The following is a 13,086-nucleotide window of genomic DNA, read 5'->3' on the forward strand; positions in this document are numbered from 1 at the left end:
TAATGTATATAACATTAATCATAAAAATTACACAATGAAATTTAAAAATTTAACGCTTCTTAGCGTTGCAGTTATATGCCTTTATGCATGTAAGAAAGAAAACCCAATAGTAGAAAAACAGGTTGTTTTGGAACAAAAGGACCCATTAGAGGAGCTTAGCGATTCTTTATCGTTTATTCTGGAGGGGAAACAACTGGTATTCAAAAAGTCTGATTCAAAAAGCAATGCAATAGGGAACGCAGTTTCCAATGTAAAATTAGACTCCTTAGTTAAACAAAAAGAATACACCTCTGGAGATAAAGATTCGGTGATGTTTTATTTATCTTTCCCTTTGTTTGATGAACGCGGAAATAGCGTACATATATCTTTCTTAAAAAAATACAATTTAAATCAAGCACAGCCGAAAACAACTCAAACATCGCTCTTTGTACCACTTGATAAATTAGATTTATTTTCGGTTGGAGAGCGTAAATTTGCGATGGACTTTACTAGAAATAATTCGCAAAATGGAGTTACGATTAACCTTAAAGGAGAATATAGGAATCTTCAAACCTACGGGTTCCCTAGCCTGGTATATCACCAACTATTAAAACCAGAGCTACAAAGCCAATCTAAATTTGAGGTAACAAATTTTCAAAAACTTAACTCTGGAAAATACTTGCTAGAAGCAAAGTTTAACGCATCAGTATACTTTGGTGATGGCAGTAATATCAAAAAAATTGAAAGTGGTTATTTAAGGGTAAAAGTTAACCCCAATAATCTTTACTTTTAATTCTTAACAAAGGGGCTTTCTAATAGAGGACGCCTCTTTCTGTTTAAAATAGTTACAATGTTAAAAAATATTTAAAAGCTCTGTCCTGTTTCAATAACCATTGCCGTTCGGCTATAGCCAACGGCAATGAAATAATTCTTGCTAGGTCATTCCCATTAAAAAGCTCCCCCTATCCTCTTTCGATAATAGCAATAACTTAGCCTCAGGATATGCCTTTGTAAAAGTAAGTGGAATTTTACCCTTTCCTCTTTCACTCCATTTAAACTCAGCAGCTAAAAGCGAATTGGCTTGCTTTTCTACATAATCTACTTCTTGTTGCTGGGTAGTTCGCAAAAAAAAGTCTTGCCTCTACCTGATTTTGCTGCAAACACTTCAAGCGCTCGCTAATCATGTAGTTTTCCCATAATGCACCAACATCGTTACGGTTTTTAATAGAAGTAAAGTTGCGCGTAATGGCATTTATCAAACCTGTATCGTAAAAATAAATCTTCTTATTCTTTTTAATCTCGTTGCGAACATTGCCCGAAAATGCTGGCAGGACGAAAACAACAAAGGCCTTTTCTAAAAGTCCAATGTACTTTTCTAGCGTCTTTTGGTCGGCTTTAACCAATTGAGCCAATTCCGGAAAATTCACCTCGCTCCCCACTTGTAGCGCCAAAGCCTTTACAAGCTTTTCAAACAACAGCGGTTTTTTAATATCCTCTAAGGCAAACAAATCTTTAATTATTATAATTTTGGATTACAATCCAATAAAATCATAATAATTTTGGGTTATGAAAAGATTAAATAGCAAAAAGCCCTTATCGAATCCGATAAGGGCTTTTCTATTTTTACTGAAATTAACCTCGAAAAACGATGTTAATTTGCTAGTTATCCATTCAATGCAGCTGCACCACTTACAATTTCCGTTAACTCGGTTGTAATAGCCGCCTGACGCGCTTGGTTATACGAGAGTTTTAAGGCTTTCAATAACTCACCCGCGTTGTCTGTAGCTTTATCCATCGATGTCATACGCGCTCCATGTTCCGACGCATGCGAATCCAACACTGCTTTGTACAATTGAATTTTAATCGATTTTGGAATTAATTGCTCTACAATCTCTTCTTTAGAAGGCTCTAAAATATACTCAACGTTTGATTTTTTAGAAGCCACAACAGGCTCTTCAGCTTTAGGCAAAGGCAACAACTGCTCAGTAGTGATAAATTGTACGGCTGCGTTTTTAAAACGGTTGTATACAACTTCTACTTTATCAAAATCACCTTTCACAAAACCCGCCATAATTGCATCGGTAATTTTAGTAACGTTCTCGAAAGTTAACTCCGAATAAACCTCGTTGTTATTACCAATTACATTGTATTTGCGTTTCTCGTAAAAATCTTGCGTTTTTTTACCGATTGAAATAATGCTTACATTACCATTTTTGAATTGTTCGCTATATTTCTCGGTTATTAAATTATTGGCCGCTTTAATTACGTTCATGTTAAAAGCACCCGCCAAACCACGGTTTGATGATACCGTTACAATTAACACCTTATTTGGCTCGCGCTCTTGTGTAAAAGGCGATGAAGACCCCTCTAAACTTGCCGATAGATTACCTAAAATCTCCTTTAGTTTAGTAGCATAAGGACGTAAAGCGATGATTGCATTGGTAGCACGTTTTAATTTCGCCGCCGAAACCATTTTCATAGCTTTCGTAATCTGCTGCGTCGATTGTACTGATGCAATACGATTTCTTACTTCTTTTAAATTAGCCATTTTTTATTTCCTGAGTATCAAGAATCGAGTATTAAGTAGCAAGATTAGTTGTAAACTTTGTCTTGATACTTAATACTAACTACTCGATACTTATTAATATTTACTTGAAATTTCTTTTGCTACGGTATCTAAAACACCTGTAATTGCATCGTCAAACTTACCTGCTTTTAAAGCTGCTAAAGTATCTGCATGACGTAATTCCAATTGCATTAAAAATTCTGTTTCAAATTCTTTAACCTTGTTAATTGGAACATTACGCATTAAGTTTTTAGTACCAGCGTACACAATAGCAACTTGTTTCTCTACAGTAAATGGCGAGAATTGCGCTTGTTTTAACATCTCTACGTTACGAGCACCTTTATCAAGTACCGATTTTGTAGCTGCATCTAAGTCAGAACCAAATTTAGAAAAAGCCTCTAATTCACGGTATTGTGCTTGATCTAACTTTAACGTACCCGCTACTTTTTTCATCGATTTAATTTGCGCATTACCACCCACACGTGATACCGAGATACCTACGTTAATAGCTGGACGAATACCTGAGTTGAACAAGTTCGACTCTAAGAAAATCTGACCATCAGTAATTGAAATTACGTTCGTTGGAATATATGCAGAAACGTCACCCGCTTGTGTTTCAATAATTGGTAAAGCTGTTAATGAACCACCACCTTTAACGATATGCTTGATAGACTCAGGTAAGTCGTTCATATTTTTAGCGATATCATCGTTGGCGTTAATTTTTGCAGCTCTTTCTAACAAACGACTGTGTAAGTAGAAAACGTCACCTGGATAGGCCTCACGACCTGGAGGACGTTTTAATAATAACGAAACCTCACGGTAAGCTACTGCTTGTTTAGATAAATCATCATAAACAATTAAAGCTGGTCTACCCGTATCACGGAAAAACTCACCAATTGCAGCACCTGCAAACGGAGCATAAAACTGCATTGGAGCAGGATCAGCAGCCGAAGCAGCAACAACAACTGTATATGGTAAAGCGCCATTTTCTTCTAATGTACGTACAATGTTGGCAACGGTAGAGTTTTTCTGACCAATTGCAACATAAATACAGAACACTGGTTGGCCTGCTTCATAAAATTCTTTTTGATTAATAATGGTATCAATACAAACAGCGGTTTTACCAATTTGACGGTCACCAATAACCAACTCACGTTGACCACGACCAATTGGAATCATTGCATCAATCGCTTTAATACCCGTTTGTAAAGGCTCATTAACCGGTTGACGGTAAATTACACCTGGAGCTTTACGCTCTAAAGGCATCTCATACGTATCACCTAAAATTGGACCTTTACCATCTAAAGGCTCACCTAAAGTATTTACAACACGACCAAGCATCCCCTCACCAACTTTAATAGAGGCAATTTTTTTAGTACGTTTAATTGTATCACCTTCTTTGATTTCGTCAGATGCGCCTAATAATACCACACCCACGTTATCTTCTTCAAGGTTTAATACGATCCCTTGCAGGCCGTTCTCAAATTCAACCAACTCACCCGATTGAACTTTAGTTAAACCGTAAACACGGGCAATACCGTCGCCCACTTGCAACACGGTACCAACTTCCTCCAGTTCGGTTTCTGATTTGAAGCCCGCCAATTGCTGTCTGATAATTGCCGATACTTCGTCTGGTCTTACCTCTACCATAATTTTACTTTATATCTTTTTGTAAATGTAAATCTTGTATTCCTTTTCTTATCTCAGTCCTGCTTTCTGCTATAGTCTTTCTTCCTTCGTCAAAAAGAGCTACGCTTTCAATCAGGTTTGTTTTTTAAAGTGTTGTACTTTTCGGTACCGTAACTTATAAAACGCCTAAACCTTTTAACCGTTACACCTATAAGCAACCTTAGTGTGCAAACTCTTTTTTAAGTTTATTTAATCCGCTTGCAATACTTGCATCAAATTGCCTATCGCCAACCTTTAAAATAAAACCACCAATCAGTTTCTCATTAACCTTTTCGTTAATAATTACCTGGTTTGCATTTAATTCTTTTTTTACTGTTTCAACAATTTGTGCTTTTGCATCAGCACTTAATGCCGTAGCACTTGTTACATCAGCAGTAACAATACCTTTAAGGGCATTATACTGTTGTATAAATTGTTTACTTGTAGCATATAAAACAGCCGAACGTCCTTTACTAACCACCACGTTAAAAAATGTAATTGTTAATGGGCTAACTTTATCAGCAAATATCCCTTTTAAAATACCAGTTTTTTTATCTAAAGGTACAATTGGGTTTTTTAATATAGCTTCCAGTTCAGGGGTATTATCAACCACCTTATCAAATAAAACCATATCATTAAATGCTGCCTCTAAACCATTGTTTTCAACGGCTAGATCAATTAATGATTTGGCATATCTGCTTGCAACTTTAATTTCTGACATATATTTTGAGTTGTAAGTTGTAAGCTAAAAGTTGTACGTTATATGCCATCGAACCTAAATTCTCAAACACAAAACCTGTACTTAAAACTTAAAACTAATACTTATAACTAGTTTAATTCAACGTCTTTTAACAAATTCGCTACTAAAGCCTCTTGTTTAGCTTTATCATCTAATTGTGCACGTAAAACACGCTCAGCAATTTCTAACGATAAAGTAGATACTTGACCTTTAACTTCAGCCAAAGCAACTTTCTTTTGGTTTTCAATTTCGATTTTAGCTTTTTCAATTAATTTCGAACCTTCAACCTGAGCTTGCTTTTTAGCTTCTGCTAAGATACTATCTTTTAAAGTTTTAGCGTCTTTTAAAATTTCATCACGCTCAGCACGTGCTTGCGCCATTAAATCTTGGTTCTGAGCAGTTAAACGAGCCATTTCTTGTTTCGCCAACTCTGCTTTGTTTAAAGCCTCATCAATGCTTTGCTCACGTTCGTGAATCGCTTTCATGATTGGTTTCCAGGCAAATTTAGCCAACAAAAACGCCAACAATAAAAACGCGATGGTGTTCAAAACCAATAAACCAATTTCAGGAATTAATAAATCCATTTTATATATTTAATCTTCTTGTTAAACGATACAATTAAACAAGAACCTTAACGGCAATCCCGAAAAGGTTCTTGTGTTAAATTCTCTTTGATTATTTTGCGATCAAAGAAACTACTACTGCGAATAACGCAACAGCCTCGATGAAGGCAGCAGCGATAAGCATAGCAGTTTGAATTTTTGAAGCGGCCTCTGGTTGACGAGCAATAGATTCCATTGCAGATCCACCAATTTTACCGATACCTAATCCAGCGCCAATTGCAGCTAAGCCTGCGCCGATTGCAGCTAATGTTCCAGTCATTTTCTGATTTATTTATATTAATTTAACAATAATGTTCACTACTAATGATGATCCTCTACAGCCATTCCAATAAATAAGGCCGATAGAATCGTAAAAATAAACGCTTGAATAAACGCTACCAAGAATTCAATTAAACCAATAAAGATGGCAAAGAAAATTGAAGCCGGAGCTACCCATAACGTATTAAAAATAAAAACTAAGCACAATAAAGACATCACCAAAATGTGACCTGCCGTAATGTTTGCAAACAAACGGATGGCTAGAGCGATAGGTTTTGTAAACATACCGAAAATCTCTACAGGAATCATCAAGGGTTTCAACCACCATGGCACAGGAGGATTTAAAATGTGTCCCCAGTAATATTTATTGGCTTTAAAGGTTGTAATTAAAAAGGTGCAAGCCGCTAAAACAATGGTTAAAGCTATATTACCCGTTACGTTTGCTCCTCCAGGAAAGAAAGGAACCAAACCCAACATGTTGTTAAACCAGATAAAGAAAAACACGGTTAATAAATACGGCATATACGCACTGTATTTATGTCCTAAGTTTGGTCTCGCAATATCGTCGCGTACAAAAAGAATAATCGGCTCTAAAAACGATTGCATCCCTTTTGGCGCTTTTCCAACTCTCTTTTTATAAGATGCCGCCACAGTAATGAAAACAATCAATAAAATCACTACCGATAACAACATACTAAATACGTTTCTGGTAATAGAAAAATCAATCGGACGTGCATTTGTAATCTTTTCTTCACCACCAACAACCTCGTGCGACACAAAAGAACCGTGCTCATTCGGCGTTGCATTCGCATAATAAATTTTACCATGCGCAAGAACAAAACGTTGACCATCTTTCTCTACTACAACTTTACCTTCTTCATCAAATTTAAAATCAGACGAACAAAAGTTCACCAATCCATTATTCGTCCAAAGAATTACTGGCAAATCTAACACAACACCATGCTCGCCATGCCCCCATAGAGTTATCGAATGACTATCACTGATGTGATGAAAAATAAATGAGGTAATATCAAATTCCTTTTTCTCTTCTCCTTCTGCATGCGTAGTATGCTCTACAGGAGAAACACCCTCATGTGTAGTTGCTGTAACAGTATCAACAGCTAAAGAATCTACACGCTCCACACTAGCGAAAGTATCATTTTTGATAGACAAAAACGCTATTAAAAGCGTAAAAACAACAATTACCTTCTTAACTTTCGACATAAAAACTTGGTTAAAATCCATTTATTGGCAGTTTTTTACTTTAAATTTTGGTGGCGCAAGTTACACAACAAACAGTACATTTCAAAGGCTGAAAACAATAAATAAATAGAAAAAAAATTTAGAATAAAAAGAAGCCCGTTTCCCTTACTATTTATACTGTAAATCAACACAAAAGCCATACAAAAAATCAGCTTCAATGTTATCGAGCTCATTACCGTCATTACTCCTGCTTCAGATTGACGCTTAATCCCCATAAAAGCCAGTAAATAAGCGATGTAGGTAATACCCGCCATAAAACCAAAAATCACCCAAAATTCAGGCACAAATAGTTTTACATCCTTAAAAATAAAAGGCAAGCCAACTACAACACTTATTAAAAGCCCTATAAACACGAAGTAAAAACTTGTAAACTTGGTTAGATTCAATGGAGTAACTTCTATAACTAAAACTTTTTTTTCTGCAAAGATAAGGTTTTTGAAATCAACTAAGTAGAATTAAAATAACATTAGAGCGAGCAGCTTTAAATGAAGTAGGCTATTTTATTTTTGTTACCTGTTTTATCACCTGAAAAAGCGCTATACCTACACCAGCTAATCCAAAAAAAGCGGTTATCAGCATATTTTCACTGTTTCTTTTTTCATCTATTTTGTATCCAATAAACGTAAATAGACCAATAGTTGCAATCATTTGGAAACCTGCAGCCGTGTATTTTGCTGCAATATTGACCCTATTCTTTGAATTCTCTTTCTTATTTTCCATTTGTTTACTGCAATAATTAATTAACTTTGATTGAGAAAATTTAGTGTTGGTAAAATAATTCAGCAGATTTTCAGTTTATTAATAAACTAAAGTAGCCCTCAATAATTGAAAAAACATAGCTATAATTCATTATATCCCTTATTTTTTTGCATCGGACTCTTATGTGTGTATGGCTGTATAACGCCAAAAGACACGTCTTTTAGCCGCAAAATGCAAAATTTAACAGCAAGATATAATTATTTATACAATGCGAATGTTATTTTAACCGAGTATAATGAGGCCCAGTTGCAAACCTTTGCAGATGACTACAACAAAATCCTTCCCGTTTATTTAGATCCGGAGCCACAGGTAAATTTAGTATTAAGTCCGGGCATTTCCAATAAACAATTAGACGATGTAATTACCAAAGGCCAAGCCATTGTTAACGATAAAAGCTATAGCAATTACCTAGACGACGCCTATATGCTTATGGGCAGAGCAAACTATTTAAAAGGGAATTACTTTATTGCCGCTGAATATTTTGACTATGTTGCAAAAACCTATCAAAACGATTCCAAGGCTTTCGTAATGGCATTGAACTGGAAGGTTCGTTGTCAAATGGAATTAAATAATCTTTATAATGCAAATAAAATTACCGACACGTTAAGTCGGGCAACGGAAACACTAAAATCGGGAATTGCCGAGCCTTTAGCTACCATGGCTCAATTGCGCATCTATCAGAAACGGTATAAAGAAGCCATTTCATTACTAGAATCTGCCATTGGTTTTTCACCTGAAAAGCAATTGGGAATCCGCTGGCGTTTCATTTTGGCTCAATTGCAAGAACACGAAAACAATCTTCAAGATGCGTATCAAAACTTCATTAAAGTTGAAAAAAGCAATGCTCCATTTGAGATGTATTTTCATGCTAACTTAAATCGTATTAAACTTAAATCGATTTTAAGCGGCGAAGAAGTTAACAAAGAAGCGGAATTAGAAGCATTGTTAAAAGACGATAAAAATTTCGATTACATCGACCAGATTTATTTTCATGTTGGTGAACTGTATGCCAGCCGTCGCAATTATGTTAAAGCGGAAGAAAACTATCAAAAATCGATTAAAAACAGCAGCCAAAATCAAAATCAAAAAGCATTGTCGTATTTGCGTATTGCCGATATAAATTTTAAAGAGTTTAAAAACTATATCAAAGCAAAAGAATATTACGATTTGGCAGTGGCTATCCTACCCAAAAATTATCCCGATTACGAAAGCTTAGCAAAAAAAGCAGCCAACCTTCAATACTTAACCGATCGATATAGTTTAATAGCCAAAGAAGACACCTTACAGGCCATTGCAAAGCTTCCCGTGCAAGAACATGAGCCTAAAATTAAAGCCTATTTAGCGCCAAGATTTAAAATAGACTCCACTGCAACGCCTACCAATCAACAGTTAAACGATGTTGATTTTATGTCTCAGCAGCAAGATCAACTAGCCAATAATAGCGACGGAATGTTCTACTTCAATAATGCTGTTGCCCTAAGCAATGGAATGTCTGACTTTAAGAAAAGATGGGGTAACCGACAACTAGAAGATAATTGGCGCCAAAGTGTTCGCTCGGCGGCTCAACAAAATAATGACGTGCTAGCAGGCGGAAATATTGCGAATAAAATTGAACCGGCCAATGGAACCACCAACAATTCCAATACCGCACAAGATCAACTTGAAAAGGAATATTTAGCCGCTTTACCGACCAATCCTCAATTAGTAGAAAGTTCTAATGGACGTATCATTGAAGCTTATTTTGACATTGCCAATTTCTACCAACAAGAACTTAATGATAAGGAGGAAGCTAACAAAGTTTATCTGGAATTAGTAAAACGTTTCCCGAACAATGCACATGCTGATGCCATTTACTACAGTTTATACTTAAATTACAAAGGTATAGATGAGGTTAAATCGAATACGTATAAAAATTTAATCTTAACAAATTATCCCTATTCAACCTTCGCAAAAACCATCAACGACCCGAACTATTCAATTAAGCAAAATGAAATTGAAAACACAGTAAAAAACAATTACAATGCTATGTTCGATGCGTATGAAAAAAAGAATTACGCAGCTGTAATTGCCTTGGCGGACGAAAATATTGCCAAATATCCGTACGACGATTTAGTACCTCAATTCGCTTACCTCAGATCCATTGCAATTGGGCGTACGTCCAAAGTGGATGCCTTGTTAACTGCATTTAATTCGATTGTGAGTTCCTATCCGAACGACCAGTTGATTGTGCCTTTAGTAAAAGACCATTTAAAGTACATAGAAGATCATTTAGAAGAATTTAAAAAGAGGCGGGTTGCATTAATCGATTTTGACTTAAATGAGCCGCGCTTTATTGCTCAGGCAACAACTGAACCAACGCAACCGGCACCTTTAAATAAAGAGCCTAACCCACCTGTAGACAATAAACCAACCGAAAGTAAGCCGCAACCGCTTGATAAACCTGTGGAAATAGCGGTGATTAAGCCTGTTGACAGCGCAACTGTGGTCAAAGATCCTGTTGTAGCGCCAAAACCGGCAAGTATTTTTAGCACTGTAGTTTCGGATACATACTACTTTGTAATTGATGTGGCAGATGTGAGTATAACACTAAGCTCGTCGCGCTTTGGTATCGGTCAATTTAATCGAGGCAATTATCCAGATAACAATTTAGCCCATAAACTTATTGAACTAGACGAGGATCAATTAATTTATGTAAATAGTTTTGTGGATTTAGAAGATGCAAAAATTTACGAACAGCACATCAAGGGTCAATTAAAGAACATTATGAAAGTGCCAGCGGATAAATATCGTACCTTCATCATCAGTAAAGAAAATTTCGACAAACTAAAAGATAGAACCTTGGTTAATCAATATATAGAATTTTACCAAAACAATTATCAATAAGGTTCACGATATTTGTATCATCTTTCATCCGTTATTTAGAAAATCACGTGGCGCAATACAACACTAAAATGAATAAATCTCTTTCTGCAGCAGATACCAAACGATATAGTTTGTTAATTTGGAAAATCCTGATTGCCGGAATTGCCCTTTTTGCAATTTTTATCACCATGATTGGTTTTGGTCTTTTTGGAGCATTACCATCGTTTCGCGATATTGAACACCCGAAAAGCAATCAAGCATCTGAAATTATCTCTGAAGAGGGAAAAACAATTGGCACCTATTTCGTTCAAAATAGATCAAATGTAACGTATAAAGAAATTTCGCCAAATGTTTTAAATGCATTAGTTGCTACAGAAGATACGCGTTTTATGGAACATTCGGGGATTGATTTTCAACGAACCTTTACCATTATATTTTATAACCTAATTGGCAAAAAACAAGGTGGTAGTACCATTACGCAACAATTGGCGCTAAACTTATTCTCAGAAGAAGGACGTCAACGTAATTTCTTCAAAAGGGTGATGCAAAAATTTAAAGAATGGATTGTTTCGGTGAAGTTGGAACGCAATTACACCAAACAAGAAATCATAACCATGTATTTAAACACCGTTGATTTCGGAAATCAAGCATACGGTATCAAATCGGCCGCACGAGTGTATTTCAACACTACGCCAAGCAAATTAACCGTTACGCAAGCCGCCACCCTGGTGGGAATGCAAAAAGGAATTACCATGTACTCGCCCACCCGCAATCCTGAGCGTTCGCGGAACCGTAGAAATACGGTAATGGCCATGATGGTGAAAGCGAATTATTTACCACAAGAAAAATTCGATCAATTTAAAGAGGAACCTTTGAATTTGCACTTTAATGCTGCAACGGTAAACGAAGGTTTGGCTCCTTATTTTCGTACTGTGCTTAAAAGTGATATCAAAAATATTTTTCAAGAACAAGGTATCACAAAGCCAGATGGTACTCCATACGATTTAGATCGTGATGGCCTGAAAATATATACCACACTGAATTACGACATGCAGGTATATGCCGAGGAAGCACAGAAAGAATACATGAAAATTCTTCAGGCACAATTTATCAATAGTTGGAAAGGAAGAAATCCTTTTAAAGATAAAAGCTTGCAAATTGAGCAAGGAATTAGACGTTCGGACCGCTATAAAGCCCTAAAGGCCGAAGGTAAATCGGATGAAGAAATTAATACAGATTTTAATACGCCTACCGAATTAACCATTTTTACTTGGAAAGGAAATGTGGATACCACGATGAAGCCTATTGATTCGGTTCGGTATTACAAAATGCTTTTGCGAAATGCGTTGATGGCAATGGATCCAACCAATGGTCATGTGAAAGCATGGGTGGGTGGTATTAATTTTGAGCACTTCAAATACGATCAAGTAAAAATGGGAGAACGCCAGGTGGGTTCAACCGCGAAGCCTTTTACGTATGCAGTGGCTATCGAAAATGGGTACTCGCCATGCTATACGGTTCCAAATGTACCCGTAACCATCGAAGGCTATGGCGAACCGTATACACCACGCTCAAGTGGAACTTTACAAGGGGTTTTGACTTTGCAAAAAGCACTGGCCTATTCACAAAATTATATAACCGCCTATTTAATGAAACAAGTTGGTCCTGTTGCTGTTGCTAACTTGGCAACGAAAATGGGCATACCAAATGTTCCTGCATATCCTTCTATTTGTTTAGGCTCATTTGATGCTTCGGTATACAACATGGTGGGTGCTTATGGTACCTTTGCTAACAAAGGTTATTATACCCAACCGATTTATTTGTTGCGCATTGAAGATAAAAACGGTGTTCTTTTGTATCAGAAGAAAGCAATTCCGAAACCAGTGATGAGCGAAGAAGTAGCTTACGTAATGACTCGCATGCTCCGCGGCGTTGTGAACAACGGTACGGGTTCTCGTTTAAATTACAAATACAAAGTAAATGCGCCTATTGGAGGTAAAACTGGAACTACTCAAAATAACTCTGATGGTTGGTTTATGGGCGTTACGCCACAATTGGTAACTGGCGTTTGGACCGGATGTGAAGATCGTGCTTTTCACTTTATAAGCACCGGACAAGGAGAAGGTGCAAACACAGCACTTCCTATTTTTGCCGGCTTTATGAAACGGGTATATGCCAATCCAAATTTAAAAATTAGCAAAGCTGATTTTGAAGTACCTAAATCAGGGGTTTCAATTGTATATGACTGCAATCAATATCAACAGCAGGAAGAAGTAGCACCTACAGAATTAGACGAAAAGCTCGGTTTTTAGGCGCTGTTTTTTTGCATGAAGGATAGCAGCGAAAAGCCCGCATCCGATTTTTTTGGG

Annotated in this window: 11 protein-coding genes; 3 read left to right on the plus strand and 8 right to left on the minus strand. The window is 36.5% G+C overall.

Going from position 1 to position 13,086, the window contains the following annotated elements; all coding sequences use genetic code 11:
- The first annotated feature begins 34 nt into the window (after positions 1-34).
- The gene (locus ACJVDK_RS10635; protein WP_443936644.1) at positions 35-772 is read left to right on the plus strand and encodes a hypothetical protein; all 738 of its coding nucleotides are present in this window, start codon (positions 35-37) and stop codon (positions 770-772) included.
- A gap of 265 nt (positions 773-1,037) precedes the next feature.
- On the opposite strand, the gene ACJVDK_RS10640 is transcribed toward ACJVDK_RS10635, so the two are convergent.
- From ACJVDK_RS10640 to ACJVDK_RS10675, 8 genes are all read right to left on the minus strand, one after another.
- Positions 1,038-1,454: a DUF4143 domain-containing protein gene (locus tag ACJVDK_RS10640; protein WP_443936645.1), complete on the minus strand. Its 417-nt coding sequence runs from the start codon at positions 1,452-1,454 to the stop codon at positions 1,038-1,040.
- A gap of 188 nt (positions 1,455-1,642) precedes the next feature.
- Complete coding sequence (gene atpG / locus ACJVDK_RS10645; RefSeq protein WP_443936646.1) at positions 1,643-2,527, minus strand: ATP synthase F1 subunit gamma; 885 nt, start codon at positions 2,525-2,527, stop codon at positions 1,643-1,645.
- 93 nt (positions 2,528-2,620) lie between these two features.
- Entirely contained in the window at positions 2,621-4,195 is a 1,575-nt protein-coding gene (atpA, locus tag ACJVDK_RS10650) for a F0F1 ATP synthase subunit alpha (RefSeq protein ID WP_443936647.1), read from the minus strand.
- Positions 4,196-4,394: 199 nt separating this feature from the next.
- The gene (atpH, locus tag ACJVDK_RS10655; protein WP_443936648.1) at positions 4,395-4,934 is read right to left on the minus strand and encodes an ATP synthase F1 subunit delta; all 540 of its coding nucleotides are present in this window, start codon (positions 4,932-4,934) and stop codon (positions 4,395-4,397) included.
- 107 nt (positions 4,935-5,041) lie between these two features.
- Positions 5,042-5,536 carry a F0F1 ATP synthase subunit B gene (gene atpF / locus ACJVDK_RS10660; protein ID WP_443936649.1) on the minus strand — a complete coding sequence of 165 codons (495 nt, stop codon included), beginning with the start codon at positions 5,534-5,536 and terminating at the stop codon, positions 5,042-5,044.
- 91 nt (positions 5,537-5,627) lie between these two features.
- Positions 5,628-5,834 carry an ATP synthase F0 subunit C gene (gene atpE, locus ACJVDK_RS10665; protein WP_010601523.1) on the minus strand — a complete coding sequence of 69 codons (207 nt, stop codon included), beginning with the start codon at positions 5,832-5,834 and terminating at the stop codon, positions 5,628-5,630.
- A gap of 41 nt (positions 5,835-5,875) precedes the next feature.
- Positions 5,876-7,057 carry a F0F1 ATP synthase subunit A gene (gene atpB, locus ACJVDK_RS10670; RefSeq protein WP_443936650.1) on the minus strand — a complete coding sequence of 394 codons (1,182 nt, stop codon included), beginning with the start codon at positions 7,055-7,057 and terminating at the stop codon, positions 5,876-5,878.
- Positions 7,058-7,591: 534 nt separating this feature from the next.
- Positions 7,592-7,816, minus strand: coding sequence for an AtpZ/AtpI family protein (locus ACJVDK_RS10675; protein WP_443936651.1), 225 nt, complete (start codon positions 7,814-7,816; stop codon positions 7,592-7,594).
- Between the two features lie 165 nt (positions 7,817-7,981).
- Between ACJVDK_RS10675 and porW the strand changes: the two genes are divergently transcribed.
- Positions 7,982-10,738 carry a type IX secretion system periplasmic lipoprotein PorW/SprE gene (gene porW / locus ACJVDK_RS10680; RefSeq protein WP_443940048.1) on the plus strand — a complete coding sequence of 919 codons (2,757 nt, stop codon included), beginning with the start codon at positions 7,982-7,984 and terminating at the stop codon, positions 10,736-10,738.
- Positions 10,739-10,806: 68 nt separating this feature from the next.
- The gene (locus ACJVDK_RS10685; protein WP_443936652.1) at positions 10,807-13,029 is read left to right on the plus strand and encodes a transglycosylase domain-containing protein; all 2,223 of its coding nucleotides are present in this window, start codon (positions 10,807-10,809) and stop codon (positions 13,027-13,029) included.
- Positions 13,030-13,086 lie beyond the last annotated feature (57 nt).

Origin of the sequence: Pedobacter paludisoli, assembly GCF_052344095.1 — a bacterium.
Classification (GTDB): Bacteria; Bacteroidota; Bacteroidia; order Sphingobacteriales; family Sphingobacteriaceae; genus Pedobacter.